This is a genomic window from Reyranella sp. GW821-FHT12G01 (assembly GCF_058806575.1).
Genome location: NZ_JBXAPV010000003.1, coordinates 688,890 through 709,022, shown reverse-complemented (window position 1 = coordinate 709,022; position 20,133 = coordinate 688,890). Strand labels below are relative to the sequence as shown.

Sequence of the window (20,133 nt, the reverse complement as noted above, 5' to 3'; positions counted from 1 at the left end):
GGGATCACGGCAAAGACGCTTTCCCTTTGCGAGGCCGCAAAGGGAAAGCATCCGATCGTTTTAGTGCGCCATCAACAGCGGCACGCGGCAGGACGAGATCACCTTGCCGGTGGCGCCGCCGAGGCCAAGGAAGCTCATCACCTGGCCGCGGCCATAGGCGCCCATCACCAGCAGGTCGGAGCCCTTGCCGTGCGTGTAGTCGAGCAGCGCGCGGCCGCGGGCGCGACCCGACACGGCGCCGGGATCGATGGCGTCGATGGTGGTCTTGATGCCGTGACGGCCGAGATTGCGCGCGAGGTAAGAGGCGCCGACATCGTCGGCCTTGGAGCCCACGACCAGCAGGGTCACGTTGCTGGCCTTCGCCAGGAACGGCAGGGAGTATTCGACGGCGCGGGCCGCCTGGAAGCTGCCGTTCCACGCCACGATGATCGAGCCGAAGCCGCCGGTGCCAGCCGTCGGCGGGGCAATCATGACGGCGCGGGCGCATTCGTGGATCGCGGCCTCGACCGTGGCCGGCGCCACGTTCTCGGGGTCGGAGCCCGGACGGCCGAGCACGAGCAGGTCGGAGCAACGGCCCATCGCGACCAGCGTGTCGAGCGTCGCGGTCTCGGCGGCGGTGTAGGTCGCGCCGGCGAGGCCACCGAGCACGGTCTTGTAGGCGCTCTCCGACGCCTTGCTGCGCTCTTCGAGACGGTCGTCGTCGAGGTTCATGATCAGCGGCATGGCTTCGCCGCTCATGGCGAGACCGCCGACGGCGCCGCCGGCCGGGCCGACCGGCAGATGCAGGGCGTCCACGGTCGCGTCGAAGATGCCGGCAACGCGAGCAGCCAGCCCGAACGACATCGCGGCATCGGGACCGCCCTCGGACACGGCCAGAATCGACTTCATCATGTGGACATTCCCCCAACGGATCTTTTAGGACGCGCGATTAAGGAGCGGCGGCGCGCCGGGTGCAAGACAAGTCTTTCGGTCGGCGGTTTTGCCGCCATTGCAAGGCTCAGGCGCGTGCCGCCTGGGCGAGACCGGTCATCAGTTCGGCGGCGCCGCTCAGTTCCTGACCGGCATTGCGGGCGCCCTGCAGGACCTCTTCGAGCGACCGGCCGTTGGCCATCGAAGCGGCGCCCCACAGAAGCGCCGAACGCATGCCGCTCTTGCAGAAGGCCGCGACCCGATCGTCGCCGGAGGCCAGCAGGTCGGCCAGCGCACGCACCTGATCGGGCGTCGCACGCGGACCGGAAAAGGGCAGGTCGAGGAATTTCAGTCCGGCTGCTTCGGCGGCCGCGCGCAGGTCGGCCGTCTTGGGCTGGCCGAAGAAAGCCTCGCCGTCGGGCCGGTTGTTCACGACGGCGGTGAAGCCCGCGGCGGCGAGCTCCTTCATGTCGTCTGGAGAGATCTGGCCGGAGACGGAAACCCGGTCGTCGACCGGCAAAAGGGAAAGGCTCATGTCGACAACTCGCGTTTGCGGATCCAGTGGATGAAGGGGAGCGCCAGCAGCACCATCCAGAGCTTGCCCAGGATCTGGCCGGTCACATAGTCGAGGCTGCCGAAGGCAAGCCACAGGAAGAGGATGCTGTCGGCGATCAGGCCGACCACGCTGCTGGCCAGGACGGCGAGCACGAGGCCGCGCGACTGCAGCGGCGTATAGACCGCGAAGTCGGCCAGTTCGGACAGCAGGAACGCCGCCGTCGAGGCGATCAGGAGCTGCGGCGGCGCGACGGCGCCGGACAGCGCGGCGCCCGCCACGATGGCGGCGAGGGCCACGCCACGTCCGAGCTTGCGTTGCACAAGATCGCGCAGGACCAGCGCCAGGCCGATCATCAGCACACCCGACGGCGCCATCAGCGGCTTGTCGCCGGGGCCCCACGGCCATACCGGCACGAGGCAGGGTCCCTGCGGCACGCACACGAAGCCGACATGGCCGATCATCCAGTTGGCGAGCGGGATGCAGGCCACGAAGCCCAGGAAATAGGCCAGGCCTTCGAGCTTGGCCTGTCTTGGTGAACTCATGCCCGCGCTCCTAGCAGGTGCAACCCAGGAGGGGAACCCGGTCGGGTTGGCGGCGTTCTAGCGGACACAATCCAGGAGACACTTCATGCAGCCCATCGCCCGCCGCTCGATCCTGCTCGGTATCGCAGCCCTCCCCGCCGTGTATGCCACCGCCGCGCTCGCCGTCGACGCGCTGCCGGACTCGCGCTTCGTGGGCTTCGCGCAGCAGTTCAACGATTTCGAGATCGCGTCGGGCCGTCTCGCGCTCGCCAAGTCGATGAACGAGAACATCCGCGGCTTCGCCTCGCGCATGGTCGCCGATCACACCGAGGCCGCGCAGTTCCTGAGCAAGGCGCGCTCCGAGGCTGGCGTCTCCTATGCGCCCGATCCCAACAACACGCCGGGCACGGTCGCCACGCTGCAGCGTCTGAATGCGCTGGAAGGCGTCGAGTTCGACACCGCCTACGCCAACGCCCAGCTCGCGATGCACATCGATGCCAACGCGCAGTTCGGCGCCTACTCGCAGGACGGCAGCAATGGCGCGCTCCGTCGCTACGCCCAGGGTCAGCTTCCGAAGATCCAGCAGCATCTCACGGGCGCGCGCCAGCTCGCCGGCGGCCGCTAGGTCCTCGCTAGACCGAGGGCGTGCCCTCACGCCACGCTAAAAAGCCCCGCTTGCGCAGACCGCAGGCGGGGCATTCGCCGCAGCCATAACCCCACTCGTTCCGCGGACCGCGCACGCTGTCGTAACAGGTGTGCGTGTGTTCCAGGATCAGCTCGACCAGCGGCGGGCCACCCAGTTCGCTGGCCAGGCCCCAGGTCTCGGCCTTGTCGAGCCACATCAGCGGCGTGTGCAGCACGAAGGCGCGATCCATGCCGAGGTTGAGCGTGACCTGCAATGCCTTGATCGTGTTGTCGCGGCAGTCGGGATAGCCCGAGAAATCCGTCTCGCACATGCCGCCGATCAGGTTGCGGATGTTGCGCCGCCAGGCGACGGCGGCGGCGAAGGTGAAGAACAGGAGATTGCGGCCCGGCACGAAGCTGTTGGGCAGCCCGTCCTTCTCCATCGCGAAGGCGACGTCGCGCGTCAGCGAGGTGTCGCTGATCTGGCCCAGCACGCCCATGTCGATGAAATGGTCTTCGCCCAGCCGGTCGGCCCATTGCGGAAATTGCCGCCGCACCTCGTCGAGAACGATAAGCCGTTGATCAAGCTCGATTCGATGCCTCTGACGGTAGTCAAAAGCGACCGTTTCAACATGCGTGAATCGCTCTAGCGCCCAGGCCAGACACGTGGTGGAATCCTGACCGCCGGAGAAGAGGACGAGGGCTGACCGAGCATCGTTCATGAGGGGCTTTATCGCCCGCAACCTCGCTCCGCGCCACAGCGTTGGCTTGTTTACCAGACCTGCAACCACGGAAGGGGGGAACCCATGTTCGTCTCCGATATCCTGTCGCTCAAGGGTGGTCTCGTTTACACGATCACGGCGGGCACCACGGTCAACCAGATTGCCCAGCAGCTGAGCACGCGTCGCATCGGTTCGGTGCTGGTGCTCGATGCCGAAAGCAACGTCGTGGGCATCGTCTCCGAGCGCGACCTGGTGCGCGAGTTCGCCCGCCACGGCGTGGCGGCCCTCGACCTCGAAGCACGCAACGTCATGACCCGCGATGTCGTGACCTGCGATCCCGACGATTCGATCGACCATGTCATGCAGCAGATGACGCGCGGCCGCTTCCGCCACCTGCCGGTGGTGCGCCATGGCGAACTGCTCGGCCTCGTCTCGATCGGCGACGTCGTGAAGGCGCGCCTCGAGGAGGCTCATCACGAGACCGAGGCACTGCGCGCCTACATCGTCGCCGGCTGACGGCTGCGCTTAAGTTCGCGCACGATCTCCGCTAGGGTCCCTGCCGGACCCTGGGCGGAGATCGCATGTCATTACCCCTGCAAGGAAAAGTCGCGCTGGTAACCGGCGCGGGCAAGAATATCGGTCGCACGATCGCGCTGACCCTGGCGCGCGACGGCGCGTCGATCGTGGTCAACGGACGCTCGGACAAGGCGGCGGTCGATGCCGTCGTGGCCGAGATCGAAGCGGCCGGCGGCAAGGCGATGGCCGCGATGGGCGATGTTTCCGATCCTGCCGTGCCACCGCGCATCGCAGCCGAGGCCGCGGCCAAGTTCGGCGGCGTCGATATCCTGGTCAGCAACGCGGGCCTGCGCCGTCAGACTTCGTTCCTCGACATGTCGTTCGACGAATGGCGCGAGATCATGTCGGTCGCGCTCGATGGCGCGTTCCTGCTAGGCAAGGCGATCGTGCCGCAGATGGTGGCGCGCGGCGGCGGCGCCTTCGTGGCGCTGTCCGGTATCTCGACGCATGTCGGCACGCCCAATCGCTGTCATGTCTCGGCGTCGAAGTCCGGCCTCGAAGGGTTGATGCGCGCGCTGGCGGTCGAACTCGCGCCGCACAAGATCACCTGCAACGCGCTGGCGCCCGGCGCCATCGACACAACACGCGGCGCGGCGGCAGGCGCGGCGCCTGCGAATCGCGTGAACCGTCCCATCCCGCTGAAGCGCTTCGGCACGGTCGAGGAGATCGCCGCGATGGTGCGGCTGCTGGTCGGTCCGGAAGGCACCTTCATCACCGGCCAGACGATCCACGTGAACGGCGGTGAGTTCCTGACATGAGGAACCTGATCACCGACGTGCCGGGCGTCCTGGTCGGCAACGCGCAGGACATGCGCGCCGCGACCGGTGCGACCGTTGCGATCTTCGAGCAGGGCGCGGTCGCCAGCATCTCGACCCTGGGCGGCGCGCCGGGCGATCGCATGGGCACCTCGCTCGAACCCGAAGCGGTGGGCCAGGCGATCGATGCCGTCGTGCTGTCGGGCGGCTCGGTCTACGGCCTCGACGCCGCGGGTGGCGCGTCGGCGGTGCTGTGCCAGCGCGGCCAGGGGCGGACCTTTGGCGGCATCTCCATTCCCGTCGTCGTGCAGGCGATCCTCTTCGACCTGATCAATGGCGGCGAAAAGGACTGGATGCGTGAGCCGGTGAAGCACATGCCGCCTTACTGGAATCTCGGCCGCGATGCCGCGCTGGTCGCCGCGCACGACTTCGCACTGGGCACGGCCGGCGCTGGGGTGGGCGCGACGACGGCCGGGCTGAAGGGTGGGCTGGGTTCCGCGAGCATGAAGACGAGCCAGGGCTTTACCGTCGGCGCGCTGGTCGCAGTGAACGCGGTCGGTGCGGCCACGATCGGCAGCAGCCCGAATTTCTGGGCCGGCGCTTTTGAGCAGGGCAACGAGTTCGGTGGCCTCGGCTGGCCAGCCAAGCTGCCCGACGATGCACTGAAACTGCGCTTCAAGGGGCAGCCGCTGCCGGTGACCGCGACCACCATCGCGCTGGTCGCGACGGACGCGACGCTCACCAAGGCCGAGTGCAAGCGCATGGCCATCATGGCCAATGACGGGCTGTCGAAGTCGCTGCGGCCGGTGCATGCGCCCAACGACGGCGACACGGTGTTTGCCGCGGCAACCGGCAAGCTCGGCCGCGGCGGCGATCCGCCGGTGCTGATGGAAATCGGCACGGCCGCCGCCGATTGCCTGGCGCGCGCGGTGGCACGCGGCGTCTACGAGGCGACGGCGCTGCCGTTCCCCGGCGCCGTGCCGGACTGGAAGACGAAGTTCGGAGGTCGCTGATGGTGTCGTATCTGGTCGTGTTCGTCGGAGCCGGTATCGGCGGCGCGGCTCGCCACGGCATGAACATCTGGGTGGCGCGGCTGCTGGGCTCGCATTTCCCGTGGCATACGCTGACGATCAACATCCTGGGCTCGATCGTGATGGGCCTGATCACCGGCTGGTTTGCCGAACGGATCGGCGCGGCCGGGCATCTGCGCCTGTTCCTCGCCACCGGCGTCATGGGCGGCTTCACCACCTTCTCGGCTTTCTCGCTCGACGCCGTCCTGTTGTGGGAGCGGCACGAGTATCTGATGGCCGCGCTTTATGTCGGCGGCTCCGTCGCCGGTGCGATTGCGGGCCTGGCGCTGGCGCTCTGGATCATGGGCAAGGCTCTGGCGTGAGCCAGGCTTTCGACGTCGTCGTCCTGGGCGGCGGCGCTGCAGGCTTGATGTGCGCGATGCGGGCGGGCCAGCGCGGCCGCAAGGTCCTGCTGCTCGATCACGCCGAGAAGGTCGGCAAGAAGATCCTGATCTCGGGCGGCGGTCGCTGCAACTTCACCAACCTCGACGCGCGACCCGAATCCTTCCTCTCGGCCAATCCGCATTTCTGCAAGTCCGCGCTGGCGCGCTACACGCAGCACGATTTCATCGAGCTGGTGAACAGGCATGGCATCGCCTGGCACGAGAAGACCTTGGGCCAGCTTTTCTGCGACGGCTCGGCGCGCCAGATCGTGAAGATGCTTTTAGACGAATGCGCAGCGGTCGGCGTCGATGTGCGCGTCGCGCACAAGGTTACGCGGGTGGAGAAGGCGGACCGCTTCACCGTCGCGACCGATCACGGCGATTTCTCCGCGGCTTCCGTGGTGCTCGCGACCGGCGGGCTCTCGATTCCCAAGATGGGCGCGACCGGTCTGGCGCACGAAGTCGCGCGTCAGTTCAGGCTACGGGTCACCGAGACACGGCCGGCCTTGGTGCCGCTGACCTTGCCGGTGCCGGAGATCAGCGGCGTGTCGCTCGACGTCGAGGCGCGCTGCGGCCGAACGAGCTTCCGCGAAGCGCTGCTGTTCACGCATCGCGGCCTGTCGGGGCCGGCGATCCTGCAGGTCTCGTCCTACTGGAAGCCCGGCCAGGAGATCGTCGTCGACCTGCTGCCCGACCTCGACGTTGCGTCGTTCCTGAAGGAGCGCAAACGGACGCGACCCAAGGCCGAGCTGCGCACGATCCTCGCGGAAATCCTGCCGCAGCGCCTGGCGCAAAGTCTCGCGCCTGAAGGCACCATGGCTGGCCAGCGCGACCGCGATCTCGACGCCTTGGCAGCGCGCCTGAAAGTCTGGACGTTTACGCCGAACGGCACCGAAGGTTATGCGAAAGCGGAGGTCACTCTCGGCGGCATCGACACCGACGGCCTCTCTTCGAAGACGATGGAGACGAAGAAGGTTCCCGGTCTCTTCGCCATCGGCGAGGCAGTCGACGTCACCGGCTGGCTCGGCGGTTACAATTTCCAGTGGGCCTGGTCGAGCGGCTGGGTGGCGGGTGAGGCGGTCTAGGCATTCGGATCGCTTAGGCGTCCCTCGTAGGGCGACGAGGCCGATCGCTCCGAGCTGCTATCGCACCTCAATAGTCACAGCGCGCAAGCCTTGAGGGCCGCCGCTCTTGGAAATTTCACGCATGTTCTGATCCGTACGATTGTAGGTGAAGGTATCGGAGCCGGTGAAGCCTGGGTTCGGAGTGTAGTAGATGCCGGTGCCCACGAGTTCGTTCGTGCAATCCTTGTCCTTGGCCTTTACTGGTCGGGTCGTGACCTTGCCGTTCTTGGGCGGCGTGACCACTTCCAGTACGACGGTGCCGCCCTGGTTGCAGTTCAATTGACCGGAATTCGGCTTGAAGACATTCACATGGACATTGATCAGTGTCTCAGTGTCCTTCTTGACGGTCTTTTTCAATGTCTGGGCTGACTGAGCAAACAGCGTCGGCGCCGCGAGAAGCAACGTCATGGCTGCCGCGATGGAAGCGATGTTACGCACGAAATCTCCTTTTCGTTCAGAGGCGTCGAGTTGCCGAATGAACCTGTCGCGATTGGAAGTCCTATTCCAACGTGTTTCTTGTAACGTTTATGCATGTTTCGGTTGTAATGGAAGCCGCAATAGCCTGCACATGAACTGAGTTTGCGGGATGACCCGCCTGGGATTGGTAATGCGCTTGTTAAATGAGGGTTAAGCTGATCCCTCGTCCTGCCGGACAGCGGCGCGGTTGACGTGACCGGCTGGCTGGGCGGCCGCTGAGACGGCCTGACTTATCCTTTGTAAGCGACAAGCAGCGCGCCGGCGGCGATCAGCGCGACACCGGCCCAGTTCGTGGTCGAGAGCTTTTCACCCAGGAAGAGCACGCCGAACACCGCGACCAGCACGATGCTCAGTTTGTCGATGGGCGCGACGCGGGCGGCGTCGCCCAGCTTGAGGGCGCGGAAGTAGCAGATCCACGAGCCGCCGGTCGCGAGGCCGGACAGGATGAGGAACAGATAGGTGCGCTGCGAGACCGAGGCGAGCGGTTGCCACTGGCCGGTGCCGACGAGGATCACGCCCAGCACGCCCATGATCACGATGGTCCGGATGAACGTCGCGAAGTCCGAATTGACGTTCTCGATGCCGACCTTGGCGAAGATCGCCGTCAGCGCGGCGAAGGCGGCTGATAGCAGCGCCCAGAACTGCCAGGAGTCGAAGAGGTTGGACTGCATGGTCTAAAAGCCTCCCGGCCGTCAGCGGGCGAACACCGTGCGTATGTCGGCGATGCGATCCAGCATCAGGATCTTCTTCCTGATGTCGTCGGCAACTTCATGAGGCAACATCCGTGCCGTCAACGAAAAGAACTTGCCCGTGAGCTCGTCGCGCGAATAGGGATCCTGGTCGTCGCCGCGATTGGCCTCGACGGCGGCGGTGAGGGTGCGGCCATCGCGCAATTTGAGATCGATCCTCGCCGGCCGGAACTGCGGCAGTTTCGCCGTCATCGCCTTGTCCTCGACCACGAACACGCGCTTGGCCAGCGTCAGCACCCGCTCGTCGCGCAGCGCGTCCCACGTGAAGTTCTCGACCCGCGAGGATCCGCGCACCAGCCGTGTAGCCACGGCGAAGGGCACGGAGAACTTGCCGGCCAGCGTGTTGAGCGGGGACTGATCGTCGAGCTCGGCGGCGTAGAGATAGCTCGCGACATCCACGCGCTCGACCGAGTCGGCGGTGACGGCTTCCTTCGCGAGCAGGATGTCGAGCGCGTCAAGCGCGCCGTGATTGTAGCGGCAGCAGGAGTGGAGCTTGAAATAGTTCTTGTCGATCTGCCAGTCGCGACCCAGCCCCTCCATCATGCGCGCGGTGTCGAAGCGCTCGGACACGACCTTGCCGAACACGCTGGAAAGCCCGTCGCGCTCGCCGATGAAGCCGGCCTCGACCAGGTCGATCGCCATCAGCGCCATGCGGTTGGAGATGCCGGCATAGGCGTTCCGCACCGTGCCGCCCTCCAGCATGGTGCGCTTGGAAGAGGCGAGCGTGAGCGAGGAGGCGACGTTGATGGTCTCGCGGATCTGTGCGGCGTTGTAGCCCAGCAGCTTCGCCACGGCGCCGGCCGAACCGACCGTGCCCCAGGTCCCATGCGGATGCATGTCGGGGCGCAGCGCCGCCGCGATGCCGATGCGTGCACCGACCTCGTAGCCCAGGATCAGCGCTTCCATCACGGCTTTGCCGGACAGGCCCTTGATCTCGGCCATGGCCCAGACGGCGGGCAGGGCATGGATGGAGGGGTGGCCCTTGGCGAAGCGATTGCCCTCGTCCATTTCGAGGAAGGTGCCGGCGGTGCCGTTCAGGAATGCGGCCGCGGCCGACACGGCGGTCTTGCCGGCGCCCATCACCGTGGCCTCGCCAACCGGGCTGACGGTGAGCTTCGCGGTCAGGGCCTGCATCTCGGGCTCGGCCGCGCCGCCCACGATGGCGCCGACCGTGTCGAGGATGACGTAGGAGGTCTGCTCGACGGTGGCCGGGGCAAGCGAATCGAAGCGGAAGCCCGCGATGAATTCCGCGAGCGTATCGAGCCAGAAAGCGGTCACGGCATCAGCCCATCATCGTGTCGGCGTAGTGTTTGGCGATGTCGCCGGGCGTCGCCTGCCAGACATTGCCGAACCGCTCGATGCGCCGCAGCGCCTCGTCGAGATATTTGATGCGATGCGCCATGCCCATCAGCCAGGGATGGATCGACAGGCTGAACACCTGTCCGCCCTCGTGGTGCAGCAGCTCGAAGGCGTCGCCTACGATGTCGGGATAGCGCGTGGTGTTGATGCGCCGCAGCCACAGCTGCTGCACGTCGTCCCATTCCGGCTGGTTGGGCATCGACACGAACTTGCGGCCCGGGCCGACATGCATGGGATAGGGCTGGTCGTCGTTGGGCCAGTCGAGCACGTAGTCGATGCCGGCATCGGCCAGCAGGCCCGGCGTGCGCTGGCTCTCGCCGAATTCCTGGCCGAGCCAGCCTTTGGGCGCCGCGCCGGTCGCCTTCTCGAGGGCGGCGATCGAGGTCGCGATCTCCTGCTTCTCCTCGGCCTCGCTCATCTTCGAACTGATCATGCGGTTGGCCGAAACGCCGTGGCCGATGATCTCGTAATTCCGCTTCTTGAATTGCTCGATCAGGAAGGGATAGCGCTCCGCCGCCATCGCATTGACCGCGACGCCGGCCCGGATCTGGTAGCGGTCGAGCACGTCGAGGACGCGGAAGATGCCGGTGCGGTTGCCGTATTCGCGCTGCGTCCAGGTGCGGTAGTCGGGATGGTAGGTGCCGAACTCGCCGGTGAAGCGGCTGTCCTTCACGACGCCGTCGGGCGGCAGCAGCTCGTAATATTCGAGATGCAGCACGACGCAGAAGGCGACGCGGGCGTTGCGCGGCCAGTTGAGCTTTGGCCGCTTCGGGTACGGGATGTAGTCGTACCAGGGATTGTCCATGCCGGCGGGCAGCGGTGGCGGGTTCTTGGAAACGGGAGTGCTCATGTCACGCCTCCTTCCCGAGATGGTCCTGATAGCGTTTCAGCCCGTTCGCGACGTACCAGTCGTGGATCTCCTCGGCGGTGCAGACCCAGGCATCCTTGTGCTTGCGGATATAGGACAGCGCGCGGTCGAGGTGTTTCAGCCGGTGCGGCGCCGCCATCATGTAGGGATGCAGCGCGAGGCACATGACCCTGCCGTTCTCGCTGCCTTCGCGATAGACCGTGTCGAAATGGTCGATGATCATCTGGGCGAATTCCTCCGCCTCGACCGGCTGGCGGTAGATCATCGCGTCGTTGAGGTCCATCGAGTAAGGGACGTGGATCAGCGTGCCATGCTTGGTGGCGAGCGGCGTCGGCTGGTCGTCGTGATAGAAGTCGCAGAAATAATCGAGGCCGGCTTCCTTCACGAGATCGGGCGTATTCACCGTGTTGGAGACGGCGGGCGAGAACCAGCCGCGCAGCTTGCGGCCGGTGAGGCGCAGATGCGTCGCCTTGCTGTGCTCGATGACCTCGCGCTCTTCCTGTTCCTCGTAACCCCAGTGATAACGCGTGTTGAAGTAGCCGTGGCTCATATACTCCCAGCGGCGCGCTTCCATCGCCTCCAGGATCTCGGGATACATCTCGATCACCGACATCGAGAGCGAGACGGTGCAGCGGATGTTGTGCTTGTCCATCACCTCGAACATGCGCCACAGGCCGACCCGGTTGCCGTAGTCGCGGCCGCCATAGCCCAGCACGTCGGGATGCGGCATGCGCGGCCACGGATTGCGAATGCGGACCTCGGCCGGGATGTATTCGTAATGCTCGATGTTGGGGCAGACCCAGACCGCAACCCGCGCATTGTTGGGCCAGGAAAGCTTGGGACGTTCGACGATGGGGGAATAGCCGAAACGGTAGGGGTCCATCCGGGGATTCTCTTTCATTGGTTGGCGCGCTTTCGTTGGCACGGCGAGTGCAACACGGGTTGCGCCGCACTTCAACGCCCAGCATCCTGTTCGCATGGCGGATAACATTCGCTTCACACTCAACGACAGACCTGTAGAGGTCGTCGGCGTCACGCCGATGACGACCCTGCTCGACTGGCTGCGCGACCATCGTGGCCTGCGCGGCACCAAGGAAGGCTGCGCCGAGGGCGATTGCGGCGCCTGCACCGTGGTGCTGGAGCGCGAGGGCCGCCGCGATGCGATCAATTCCTGCATCGTGCTGATGGGCCAGGTCGACGGACAGTCGGTGCGCACGGTCGAGGGACTGCATGGGCCCGAGGGCGGGCCGCATCCGGTGCAGACCGCGATGGCCGAGGCCGATGCCACGCAATGCGGTTTCTGCACGCCGGGCTTCGTCATGTCGGCGGTGGCCTATGCCGGCAGTGGCGGGACCGCCGATCCCGACGCGATCCACGAGGCGCTGGCCGGCAACCTCTGCCGCTGCACCGGTTACCGGCCGATCGTCGAGGCGATGACGCGGATCGCGAGCCTGGCCGTCGAGCCGCCAGCGGCGTCCGCCATGCCGACGCGTAAAACATCGATCGCGTTCGACGGCGCCTTCTTCGCGCCGCGCACGCTGGGCGAGCTTCTGGCTTTGCGGGCCGATCATCCCGAAGCCCTGCTGCTGTCCGGCGGCACCGACCTCGGCCTGCTGGCCAGCCGCGCGCGCAAGCCGCCGAAGGAAGTGATCCATCTCCGGCACGTGCCTGAGCTGACGGCGATCTCCACGACCGGCGAGAAGATCATTCTTGGCGCGGCCGCGACCTACAGCGATGCGGCGCCGACGCTGATCGCGGCCTTTCCCGCGCTGCGCCCGTATCTCTCGCGGCTCGGCTCGCGGCAGATCCGCAACATGGGCACGATCGGCGGCAATATCGGTACGGCCTCGCCGATCGGCGACATGCCGCCGGTGCTGCTGGCGCTCGAAGCCAGCCTGACGCTGGTGTCGAAGCGGGGCATGCGCGAGATCCCGCTCGACGAGTTCTTCCTCGACTATCGCAAGACTGCGCTGGCGCCCGACGAGATCGTCCAAAGCGTTTCGATGCCGCGCCTGTGGGAGGGCGAGACCTTCCATTGCGACAAGGTGAGCAAGCGCCGCGACCAGGACATCTCGACCGTCGCCGGCGCCTATCGCGTCCGCATCCGCAATGGCAGGATCGAGGATGTACGGCTGGCCTTCGGCGGCATGGCGGCGACGCCGCGCCGGGCGCGTGCCGCCGAGGCGGCCTTGCTGAAGGACGGGTTTGCGGCGGCGATCGCCGCCGTCGCGACCGACTTCAAGCCGGTCGACGACTGGCGTGGCTCGGCCGCCTATCGCCTGCAGGTCGCGGCCAATCTGCTGCGGCGGCTGGAACTGCGGCTCGCCGATCCGGAGCGCGTGCTCGAGGTCGAGGCGCTGTGAAGGCCGCGGTCCATACGGCGCAGCGCCATGACAGTGCGCTGAAGCATGTCACGGGACAGGCGCTCTATATCGACGACATGCCCGAGCCGCCGGGCACGCTGCATGGCGCTTTGGTGTTGAGCAGCATCGCCTGCGGGCGGCTGGTGAAGACCGATTTTACCGCGGCCTCTGCCATGCCGGGCGTCGTCGCGGTGCTGGGACCGCAGGACATTCCCGGCAAGAACGACGTCGCGGCCATCGGCCAGAACGAGCCGCTGTTCGCCATCGACCGGATCGAGTTCGCGGGCCAGACGCTGGCCATGGTCGTCGCGGAAACGCTCGACGCCGCGCGCGCGGCCGCCGAGAAGGTCGTCGTCGAGATCGAGGTCGAGGAGCCGATCCTCGACATCGCGACGGCGCTCGCCCGCAAGGCCTATGTGCAGGCGCCGTCGACGGTGCTGCGCGGCGATCCCGATGCGGCGATGGCAAGCGCGCCTCACAAACTCTCTGCCGAATTCAGCGTAGGCGGCCAGGAACATTTCTATCTCGAAGGCCAGATCGCCTTCGCGCTGCCGGGCGAGGATGGCGACCTCACGGTCCATTCCTCGACCCAGCATCCGACCGAGGTCCAGCATATCTGCGCCCGGCTGCTGGGCTGCGACTTCAATCGCGTGACCGCAGTGGTGCGCCGGCTGGGCGGCGGTTTCGGCGGCAAGGAGAGCAATGCATCGTGGGTCGCGGCCGCCGCCGCGATTGCCGCCAACCATAGCGGGCGCCCCGTAAAACTGCGCCTGCCGCGCGAGGTCGACATGGTGGCGACCGGCAAGCGCCACGGTTTCGATTATCGCTACACGGTGGGCTTCGACGATGAGGGCCGCGTGCTGGCGCTCGACGCGGTGCTGGCGGCCGATGCCGGCTGGAGCCTCGATCTCACGCCCGGCGTCGTGGCGCGTGCGCTCACCCATACCGACAACGCCTACTGGATTCCGCACTTCCGCGCCGTCGGCTATGCCTGCCGCACCAACAAGCAGTCGAACACCGCCTTCCGCGGCTTCGGCGGGCCGCAGGGCGTCGTGATCATGGAGGATGCGCTCGACCGCATCGCGATCCATCTCGGCCGCGATCCCGTCGAGATACGGGCGCTGAACTTCTACGCCGAGGGGAAGGACGAAACGCCCTACGGCCAGAAGGTCGACGAGAATCACCTGGAACGCTGCTGGGCCGAGGTGAAGACCGGGGGCGAGGTCGAGCGGCGGCGCGCCGAGATCGATGCCTTCAACGCCGCGAACCCGGTGCTGAAGCGCGGGCTCGGCCTCTTCCCGCTGAAGTTCGGCATCTCCTTCAACCTGCCGCACATGAACCAGGCCGGCGCACTGGTGCATGTCTATACCGACGGCTCGATCCGCCTGAACCATGGCGGCACCGAGATGGGGCAGGGGCTGTTCATCAAGATCGCCCAGATCGTGGCCGAGGTCTTCAAGGTCGACATCGACCGCATCCGGGCGTCCGCGACCTCGACCGCGGAGGTGCCCAACACCTCGCCGACCGCGGCCTCGACGGGAACGGACCTCAACGGCTGGGCGGCGTGGGAGGCGGCCAACACGATCCGCCGGCGCATGGTGGCCTATGCCGCCGAGCATTTTGGCGTCGCCGAGGCCGACATCGAATTCGCCGACGGCAATGTCCGTATCGCGAAGCCGGGCAGTAACCAGGTGCTGAGCTTCGGCGAGCTGGCCAAGCTCTGCTGGCTCGGCCGCGTGTCGCTGTCATCGACCGGCTACTACAAGACGCCGAAGATCCACTGGGATCCCGTCGCGATGCGCGGCCGGCCGTTCTTCTACTTTTCCTTCGGCGCGGCGATGGCCGAAGTGGCGATCGACACCTTGACCGGCGAGAGCCGCGTGCTGCGCGCCGATCTCGTGCAGGATTGCGGCGAGTCGCTCAATCCCGCCATCGACCTCGGCCAGATCGAAGGCGCCTTCGTGCAGGGCCAGGGCTGGCTCACCTGCGAGGAGCTGTGGTGGGACGCCAAGGGGCGGCTGCGCACGGCAGGGCCGTCGACCTACAAGATCCCCGGCAGCCGCGACGTGCCGCCGGTGTTCAACGTCAGGCTCTTAAACAACGCGCCCTCGCGCGAAGCGACGATCTTCCGCTCCAAGGCGGTGGGCGAGCCGCCGCTGATGCTGGCGACGGCCGTGTGGACCGCGCTGAAGGATGCGATCGGCGCGGTGGGCAACGGCAAGGTCGCCGTGCATCTCGACGCGCCGGCTACGCCCGAGCGCGTGCTCGCGGCGGTCGAGCGGGTGCGGCAGGGAGCGCGAACAAGCGGTCCATGAGCTGGACCAAGGTGCGGTCCATCTCACGCCGCGCGGCCTTCTCGTCCTTCGCTTCGGCGACCCACAAGGCGGCCTCGTTGAAGGCGCCGGACAGCAGGAAGGTGACCGGCTCGACGCTTAAGCCCTGACCGGGATGCGCGGCGAGAACCGCCGTGACGCCTTCGCGCAGCGAGCGCACGCCGTGCGGCGCGTCGATCTCGCGCCAGCGATGCCAGCCCAGCACCGCCGGCGCATCGATCAGATAGATGCGCCGCACCGCGGGGTCGAGACAGGCATCGAGGAAGGCGCGCGTGCCGTCGATCAGCGCCTGCAACGGCTCGGGAGCCGGCTCGGCCATGTCGTCGATCGAGCCCGCGATCTCGCGCGCCACCTCCTCGACGATGGCCTCGAACAAGGCCCGCTTGTCCTTGAAGTGATAGTAGAGCGCGCCGCGCGTGACCTTGGCGCGCTTCACGATCTCCTCGGTCGCGGCCGCCTCGTAGCCCGAGGTCGCGAAGATCGACCGTGCCTCTTTCATCAGGATCGCGCGCGTCGCGGCCAGCCGCTCCGCCTGGGTTCGGGGTCTTGACATACATACAGCCTGTATCTAAATGACGATGCATCACATACAGTTTGTATGTAAATCGCAACGACAGAGAGGGCAAATGCAGCTCAGGGATTTCTACACGGTGCTCTGCACCGACGACGTCGCCGGCACCGCCGCCTTCTGGGAGAAGCATTTCGGCTTCCGTCGCGTCTTCGAGGCGGACTGGTATGTCCATCTCACCAGCACTGCGTCGGACAAGGCCAACCTCGCGATCCTCGACTATCGCCACGAGACGATTCCCGCGCCGTTCCGCAGGAAGGCGGCGGGCGTGCTGGTGAACTTCGAGGTCGACGATGTCGACGCGCTCTATGCGAAGGCGCAGGCGGACGGGCTGAAAATCCATCTCACCTTGCGCGACGAGCCTTTCGGCCAGCGGCACTTCATCACCGAGGACCCGAACGGCATTGCCATCGACGTGATCAAGCCGATTCCGCCCAGCGCCGAGTTCGCCCAGCAATACGCGCCGGACTCGCTGCCGCGCTGATCGAAAGCTAAGGTGCCGCCCGATTTTGCCGATTTCGGGAGGACAAGATGGACGTACGTATGGATGGCCGCGTGGCCGTGATCACCGGCGCGAGCACCGGCCTTGGCCTGGCGATGGCCAAGGAGTTTGCCGCGTCCGGCGCATCGGTCGCGCTGCTGGCGCGCAAGCAGGACGCGCTGGACGCGGCCAAGGCCGAGGTGGCGAAGGCCGCCGGCAAGGCCAACATCAAGATCGAGGCCTATTCCTGCGACGTCGCGAAGGCCGCGCCGATCGCCGACACGTTCAAGAAGATCGAGGCCGAGTTCGGCAAGGTCGACATCGTCGTGAACAATGCCGGCATCAGCCACGCCAAGTCGTTCGAGACCGTGACCGACGAGGACTGGCAGGGCGATCTCGATCTAAAACTGTTCGCCGCCATCCGTCTCGCCCGCGCAGCGATCCCCGGCATGCGGACGCGCAAGTGGGGCCGCATCGTCAACGTGCTGAACATCGGCGCCAAGGCCCCGACCGCCAACTCGACGCCGACCAGCGTCAGCCGCGCGGCGGGCCTCGCGCTCACCAAGGCGATGAGCCAGGAACTCGCCAAGGACAACATCCTCGTCAACGCGATGCTGGTCGGCCTGATCGAGAGCGACCAGTGGGCGCGCCGCCACAAGGGGCCGGCGGGCGAAGGCAAGACCTACGAGGAGTTCCTGGCCGGCATGGCCAAGGGTCGCATCCCGCTCGGCCGCATGGGCAAGGCCGAGGAATTCGCCCGCATGGCGTGCTTCCTCTGCTCCGACGCAGGCTCGTTCATCACCGGCGTCGCGATCAACGTCGACGGCGGCGCGAGCCCGGTGGTCTGAGCGATAAGCACGACGATCAAATAAGACCTCATGCTGAGGAGGCCGCATCGCGGCCGTCTCGAAGCATGGGCACGAGCACCACGCCTGTTGCCCACCCTTCGAGACGCGGTCCTGCGGACCGCTCCTCAGGGTGAGGTCGTTTTTGACTACGGCGCGAAAGCTTTAGAAATCCTTCGACAGAAAGAAGCGCGTGTTGCCGGGTGGGTAGTCGGGGATTTCGCCGAACACCCGGTAGCCGTTGCGCTCATAGACCCGCTTGGCGTCGGCGTTCAGCGTCTCGAGCCAGGCGCCGAGGCAGTTCCGGCGCTTCGCCTCGGCTTCGGCCTGTTGCAGCAGCTTCGTGCCAAGGCCCTTGCCGCGCAGCGCCTCGGAGATGAACAGCAGTTCGACGAACAGGCGGCGGAAGCCCGTGCGGCCGTAGAGGCCGCCGAGCAGCGTTCCGTCTTTTGACCGGATCGTGATCGCAAGCGGCGCGCCGTCGATCGGCCCCAGCAGCTCGACGTTGAAGGCACGCAAACCCTGGCCCAGCTCGTCGCGCAAGGTGGCGGGCGGCGCATCGGTCAGCGCGATGTCGAAATCGGTGTCGGTCACGGCAGCGCTTCTAGCGCGGGCGGCCCGGCGGCGTCACGTTCCACTGGCGGCGCAGCGCGTCGAGGTCGTGCTCGACCCAGTCCCAGACGTGCCATTTGGGATCGAAGATGTCGGCCGTCATCTCTGCGCCGCGCGCCCAGGCATGCCAGAACTCGTCGGGATCGAGGCCACCTTTGCCGGCATGGCCGACATCGTTGAGTTGCTCGCCGAAGTGAAAGAAGAAGATCACGGGCAGGATGTGGCCGCTCATCGGATTGATCGGATGCATGCCGGCCGTGAAGGTCGAGACCAGCAGCTCGCCGCGTGCGCTGGTGTCGTAGCCCGAGATCACATGCGTCGAATCGTGCGCCGTGCCGAAGGCGGCGTTCAGCGCCGCGGGATCGCCGGGGAAGGGGTAGCCGTTGGTCTTGTCGAAATCCCACAGCGCCTTGCCGAACGTGTTCTGCGGCAGCTTGCCCAGCGCCTCGTAGCGCGCGACCAGGGCGGGATCGGCGTTGGCGCCTTCGTAGGGGCGGATCCAGACGTTGGGATCGAGTCCTTCTGAAGAGCGGCTCAGCACGCTGTCGAAGTTCTTGCGCCACATGTCGGCGGTGGCCCAGGCGAGGTGGCCCGACGCCGCCTCGACGAGATCGGTGAGATAGTCGGCCTCGATGTCGAGCGCTCGGGAATATTCCAGCACGCGCTTCAGCTTGCTGTGATCGAGTGAGCCGTCGACCATCGCCATGATGGCGAGATATTTTACCGCTTCTTCGGCGAGGGACTTGTCCTTCAGGACGGCGACCAGGTCGGCCGGCTCGGCCGCGGGCAGCGTGCCGAGATCGACCAGCCCGTGGCGGCGCAGGAGATAGTGCCCGGCCGCCCGGATGCTCGCCGTGTCGGCGTAGGTGATCGTGTGTCCGCCGGCCAGCGCCACCTGGCGCATGGCGCCCAGGATGGCGTCGCTCTCGCGAGGACCGACGGCGCGCACGTTCTACCGCAGCGGCTCGAGGATGCTCACATAGTTGGCGACCGCCGCGCCTCCCATGTTGAACACGCCGCCGAGCTTGGCCTTCGGCAGCTGCAGCCCTTCCGGCGCGGTGCCGGCGAGCTGCATGGCCGTCATCACGTGCATCGAGACGCCGGTGGCGCCGACCGGATGGCCCTTGGCCTTGAGGCCGCCCGAGACGTTGACCGGCAGCTTGCCGTCGCGCTCGACCCAGCCTTCGAGGATGGCGCGCTCGCCTTCGCCCGGCGCGGTGAGGCCCATCGCCTCGTATTCGATCAGCTCGGCCGAGGTGAAGCAGTCGTGGCTCTCGACGAAGGAGAGGTCGAGCAGGTCGAGATGCGCCGACTTCAGCGCCCGCTGCCAGGCAAGCTGCGGCCCCTCGAACTTGATGATGTCGCGCTTGCTCATCGGCAGGAAGTCGTTGACGTGCTCGGCCGCGCGGAAGGCGATCGCCTGCTTCATGCCGAGCGCCGTGCCGACGTCGGTCAGGATCACCGCCGCCGCACCATCGGTGACGGGCGAGCAGTCGGTGCGCTTCAGCGGACCGGCGACGAACGGGTTCTTGTCCGACGGGGTGCGGCAGAACTCGTAGGCGAATTCCTTCTGGAAGTGGGCGTAGGGATTCTTCGCGCCGTTCTTGTGCGCCTTGACCGCGATCCTCGCGAGCGCGTCGGACTTGTCGCCGTAGCGCTGGAAGTAGGCCGAGGTGATCTTGCCGAAGATGCCGGCGAAGCCCGCCTCGATGTTGGCTTCCTCGGCGACGTAGGAGGCCTTGATCAGCACCTCGCCCGCCTGCGTCGAGTTGAGCTCGGTCATTTTCTCGACGCCGACCACCAGCACGAAGCGCGCCTTGCCGGCGGCCAGGGTGTTGAGGCCCATGTGGATCGCGGCCGAACCGGTGGCGCAGGCATTCTCGACCCGGGTCGAGGGCTTGAAGCGCAGGTCGGGGTGGGTCTGGAGCGGCAGCGAGGAGTGGAACTCCTGGCGCACGAAGCCGCCGTTCATGTTGCCGACATAGATGACGTCGACGTCCTTGGGCTCGATGCCGGCATGGGCGATTGCCTCCGACGCCGCCTTGACGATCAGCGACTCGCTGGTCTCGCCGTCGAGCTTGCCGAATTTGCCGTGGGACCAACCGACGATGCACGCGGTCATGGAACTCTCTCCTTGGTTCGTGGCGGCGACCCTAGACGCGGCCGTGGGACCGGTCGAGAGGGCGCCATTCTGTGCATATACACTTATATCGCCGTCCGGACGGCGCAAGAGCCTTG

At 66.5% G+C, this 20,133-nt stretch carries 23 protein-coding genes; 10 read left to right on the top strand and 13 right to left on the bottom strand.

The window, feature by feature from the left end:
- Positions 1-60: 60 nt before the first annotated feature.
- From AC1RP5_RS28410 to AC1RP5_RS28400, 3 genes are all read right to left on the bottom strand, one after another.
- Positions 61-891: a universal stress protein gene (locus tag AC1RP5_RS28410; RefSeq protein ID WP_493116169.1), complete on the bottom strand. Its 831-nt coding sequence runs from the start codon at positions 889-891 to the stop codon at positions 61-63.
- Positions 892-997: 106 nt separating this feature from the next.
- Positions 998-1,444, bottom strand: coding sequence for a protein tyrosine phosphatase family protein (locus AC1RP5_RS28405; RefSeq protein WP_493116168.1), 447 nt, complete (start codon positions 1,442-1,444; stop codon positions 998-1,000).
- Positions 1,441-2,007, bottom strand: coding sequence for a VUT family protein (locus tag AC1RP5_RS28400; RefSeq protein WP_493116167.1), 567 nt, complete (start codon positions 2,005-2,007; stop codon positions 1,441-1,443). The genes AC1RP5_RS28405 and AC1RP5_RS28400 overlap by 4 nt, the downstream gene beginning before the upstream one ends.
- An 85-nt stretch (positions 2,008-2,092) precedes the next feature.
- On the opposite strand from AC1RP5_RS28400, the gene AC1RP5_RS28395 reads away from it, so the two are divergent.
- Positions 2,093-2,611 (top strand): DUF4142 domain-containing protein, encoded by a 519-nt coding sequence (locus AC1RP5_RS28395; RefSeq protein ID WP_493116166.1) that lies wholly within the window; start codon positions 2,093-2,095, stop codon positions 2,609-2,611.
- Between the two features lie 7 nt (positions 2,612-2,618).
- Here the strand turns inward: AC1RP5_RS28395 and queC are convergent, their stop codons facing one another.
- Entirely contained in the window at positions 2,619-3,332 is a 714-nt protein-coding gene (gene queC, locus AC1RP5_RS28390; RefSeq protein WP_493116165.1) for a 7-cyano-7-deazaguanine synthase QueC, read from the bottom strand.
- 84 nt (positions 3,333-3,416) lie between these two features.
- Between queC and AC1RP5_RS28385 the strand changes: the two genes are divergently transcribed.
- The 5 genes from AC1RP5_RS28385 to AC1RP5_RS28365 all read left to right on the top strand — a co-directional run bounded on the left by AC1RP5_RS28385 (position 3,417) and on the right by AC1RP5_RS28365 (position 7,201).
- On the top strand, positions 3,417-3,848 hold the full coding sequence (locus AC1RP5_RS28385; RefSeq protein ID WP_493116164.1) for a CBS domain-containing protein: 432 nt from the start codon (positions 3,417-3,419) through the stop codon (positions 3,846-3,848).
- 65 nt (positions 3,849-3,913) lie between these two features.
- Positions 3,914-4,666, top strand: coding sequence for an SDR family NAD(P)-dependent oxidoreductase (locus AC1RP5_RS28380; RefSeq protein WP_493116163.1), 753 nt, complete (start codon positions 3,914-3,916; stop codon positions 4,664-4,666).
- Positions 4,663-5,676 carry a P1 family peptidase gene (locus AC1RP5_RS28375; protein ID WP_493116162.1) on the top strand — a complete coding sequence of 338 codons (1,014 nt, stop codon included), beginning with the start codon at positions 4,663-4,665 and terminating at the stop codon, positions 5,674-5,676. Before AC1RP5_RS28380 ends, AC1RP5_RS28375 begins: the two co-directional genes overlap by 4 nt.
- A 2-nt stretch (positions 5,677-5,678) precedes the next feature.
- Positions 5,679-6,056: a fluoride efflux transporter CrcB gene (gene crcB / locus AC1RP5_RS28370; RefSeq protein WP_493116317.1), complete on the top strand. Its 378-nt coding sequence runs from the start codon at positions 5,679-5,681 to the stop codon at positions 6,054-6,056.
- Positions 6,053-7,201, top strand: a complete 1,149-nt coding sequence (locus AC1RP5_RS28365; RefSeq protein WP_493116161.1) for a BaiN/RdsA family NAD(P)/FAD-dependent oxidoreductase — start codon at positions 6,053-6,055, stop codon at positions 7,199-7,201. Before crcB ends, AC1RP5_RS28365 begins: the two co-directional genes overlap by 4 nt.
- 57 nt (positions 7,202-7,258) lie before the next feature.
- Here AC1RP5_RS28365 and AC1RP5_RS28360 read toward each other — a convergent pair whose 3' ends face one another.
- The 5 genes from AC1RP5_RS28360 to AC1RP5_RS28340 all read right to left on the bottom strand — a co-directional run bounded on the left by AC1RP5_RS28360 (position 7,259) and on the right by AC1RP5_RS28340 (position 11,576).
- Complete coding sequence (locus AC1RP5_RS28360; protein WP_493116160.1) at positions 7,259-7,678, bottom strand: Ig-like domain-containing protein; 420 nt, start codon at positions 7,676-7,678, stop codon at positions 7,259-7,261.
- Positions 7,679-7,947: 269 nt separating this feature from the next.
- A complete protein-coding gene (locus tag AC1RP5_RS28355) occupies positions 7,948-8,388 on the bottom strand; it encodes an EamA family transporter (RefSeq protein ID WP_493116159.1) in 441 nt (146 codons plus the stop codon).
- A 21-nt stretch (positions 8,389-8,409) separates the two neighbouring features.
- Positions 8,410-9,744 carry an MmgE/PrpD family protein gene (locus tag AC1RP5_RS28350; protein ID WP_493116158.1) on the bottom strand — a complete coding sequence of 445 codons (1,335 nt, stop codon included), beginning with the start codon at positions 9,742-9,744 and terminating at the stop codon, positions 8,410-8,412.
- 4 nt (positions 9,745-9,748) lie between these two features.
- Complete coding sequence (locus tag AC1RP5_RS28345; RefSeq protein ID WP_493116157.1) at positions 9,749-10,675, bottom strand: polysaccharide deacetylase family protein; 927 nt, start codon at positions 10,673-10,675, stop codon at positions 9,749-9,751.
- A 1-nt stretch (position 10,676) separates the two neighbouring features.
- On the bottom strand, positions 10,677-11,576 hold the full coding sequence (locus AC1RP5_RS28340) for a polysaccharide deacetylase family protein (protein WP_493116156.1): 900 nt from the start codon (positions 11,574-11,576) through the stop codon (positions 10,677-10,679).
- 94 nt (positions 11,577-11,670) lie between these two features.
- Here AC1RP5_RS28340 and xdhA point away from each other — a divergent pair, with 94 nt between their 5' ends.
- Together xdhA and xdhB are read left to right on the top strand one after the other, a co-directional pair.
- The gene (xdhA, locus tag AC1RP5_RS28335) at positions 11,671-13,056 is read left to right on the top strand and encodes a xanthine dehydrogenase small subunit (RefSeq protein ID WP_493116155.1); all 1,386 of its coding nucleotides are present in this window, start codon (positions 11,671-11,673) and stop codon (positions 13,054-13,056) included.
- The gene (gene xdhB / locus AC1RP5_RS28330) at positions 13,053-15,371 is read left to right on the top strand and encodes a xanthine dehydrogenase molybdopterin binding subunit (protein ID WP_493116154.1); all 2,319 of its coding nucleotides are present in this window, start codon (positions 13,053-13,055) and stop codon (positions 15,369-15,371) included. Before xdhA ends, xdhB begins: the two co-directional genes overlap by 4 nt.
- Here the strand turns inward: xdhB and AC1RP5_RS28325 are convergent.
- Complete coding sequence (locus AC1RP5_RS28325; protein WP_493116153.1) at positions 15,304-15,942, bottom strand: TetR family transcriptional regulator; 639 nt, start codon at positions 15,940-15,942, stop codon at positions 15,304-15,306. The two genes, xdhB and AC1RP5_RS28325, sit on opposite strands and share 68 nt — an antisense overlap.
- Positions 15,943-16,015: 73 nt before the next feature.
- On the opposite strand from AC1RP5_RS28325, the gene AC1RP5_RS28320 reads away from it, so the two are divergent.
- Together AC1RP5_RS28320 and AC1RP5_RS28315 are read left to right on the top strand one after the other, a co-directional pair.
- Positions 16,016-16,441 (top strand): VOC family protein, encoded by a 426-nt coding sequence (locus AC1RP5_RS28320; RefSeq protein WP_493116152.1) that lies wholly within the window; start codon positions 16,016-16,018, stop codon positions 16,439-16,441.
- Between the two features lie 47 nt (positions 16,442-16,488).
- Positions 16,489-17,286: an SDR family oxidoreductase gene (locus AC1RP5_RS28315; protein WP_493116151.1), complete on the top strand. Its 798-nt coding sequence runs from the start codon at positions 16,489-16,491 to the stop codon at positions 17,284-17,286.
- 162 nt (positions 17,287-17,448) lie between these two features.
- Here AC1RP5_RS28315 and AC1RP5_RS28310 read toward each other — a convergent pair whose 3' ends face one another.
- Genes AC1RP5_RS28310 through AC1RP5_RS28300 form a run of 3 tightly spaced genes read right to left on the bottom strand, consistent with a single transcriptional unit; the run spans position 17,449 to position 20,017 of the window.
- On the bottom strand, positions 17,449-17,877 hold the full coding sequence (locus tag AC1RP5_RS28310) for a GNAT family N-acetyltransferase (protein WP_493116150.1): 429 nt from the start codon (positions 17,875-17,877) through the stop codon (positions 17,449-17,451).
- Positions 17,878-17,887: 10 nt separating this feature from the next.
- Positions 17,888-18,844, bottom strand: a complete 957-nt coding sequence (locus tag AC1RP5_RS28305; RefSeq protein WP_493116149.1) for a hypothetical protein — start codon at positions 18,842-18,844, stop codon at positions 17,888-17,890.
- 3 nt (positions 18,845-18,847) lie between these two features.
- The gene (locus tag AC1RP5_RS28300) at positions 18,848-20,017 is read right to left on the bottom strand and encodes an acetyl-CoA acetyltransferase (protein ID WP_493116148.1); all 1,170 of its coding nucleotides are present in this window, start codon (positions 20,015-20,017) and stop codon (positions 18,848-18,850) included.
- Positions 20,018-20,133 lie beyond the last annotated feature (116 nt).

Coding starts and splice junctions, on each gene's coding strand:
- AC1RP5_RS28345 (WP_493116157.1), bottom strand. CDS start 10,675: ATGAGCACTCCCGTTTCCAAGAACCCGCCACCGCTGCCCGCCGGCATG.
- AC1RP5_RS28300 (WP_493116148.1), bottom strand. CDS start 20,017: ATGACCGCGTGCATCGTCGGTTGGTCCCACGGCAAATTCGGCAAGCTC.
- queC (WP_493116165.1), bottom strand. CDS start 3,332: ATGAACGATGCTCGGTCAGCCCTCGTCCTCTTCTCCGGCGGTCAGGAT.
- AC1RP5_RS28380 (WP_493116163.1), top strand. CDS start 3,914: ATGTCATTACCCCTGCAAGGAAAAGTCGCGCTGGTAACCGGCGCGGGC.
- AC1RP5_RS28395 (WP_493116166.1), top strand. CDS start 2,093: ATGCAGCCCATCGCCCGCCGCTCGATCCTGCTCGGTATCGCAGCCCTC.
- AC1RP5_RS28325 (WP_493116153.1), bottom strand. CDS start 15,942: ATGTCAAGACCCCGAACCCAGGCGGAGCGGCTGGCCGCGACGCGCGCG.
- AC1RP5_RS28400 (WP_493116167.1), bottom strand. CDS start 2,007: ATGAGTTCACCAAGACAGGCCAAGCTCGAAGGCCTGGCCTATTTCCTG.
- AC1RP5_RS28405 (WP_493116168.1), bottom strand. CDS start 1,444: ATGAGCCTTTCCCTTTTGCCGGTCGACGACCGGGTTTCCGTCTCCGGC.
- AC1RP5_RS28315 (WP_493116151.1), top strand. CDS start 16,489: ATGGACGTACGTATGGATGGCCGCGTGGCCGTGATCACCGGCGCGAGC.
- xdhA (WP_493116155.1), top strand. CDS start 11,671: ATGGCGGATAACATTCGCTTCACACTCAACGACAGACCTGTAGAGGTC.
- AC1RP5_RS28340 (WP_493116156.1), bottom strand. CDS start 11,576: ATGGACCCCTACCGTTTCGGCTATTCCCCCATCGTCGAACGTCCCAAG.
- AC1RP5_RS28410 (WP_493116169.1), bottom strand. CDS start 891: ATGATGAAGTCGATTCTGGCCGTGTCCGAGGGCGGTCCCGATGCCGCG.
- AC1RP5_RS28375 (WP_493116162.1), top strand. CDS start 4,663: ATGAGGAACCTGATCACCGACGTGCCGGGCGTCCTGGTCGGCAACGCG.
- AC1RP5_RS28355 (WP_493116159.1), bottom strand. CDS start 8,388: ATGCAGTCCAACCTCTTCGACTCCTGGCAGTTCTGGGCGCTGCTATCA.
- AC1RP5_RS28320 (WP_493116152.1), top strand. CDS start 16,016: ATGCAGCTCAGGGATTTCTACACGGTGCTCTGCACCGACGACGTCGCC.
- AC1RP5_RS28385 (WP_493116164.1), top strand. CDS start 3,417: ATGTTCGTCTCCGATATCCTGTCGCTCAAGGGTGGTCTCGTTTACACG.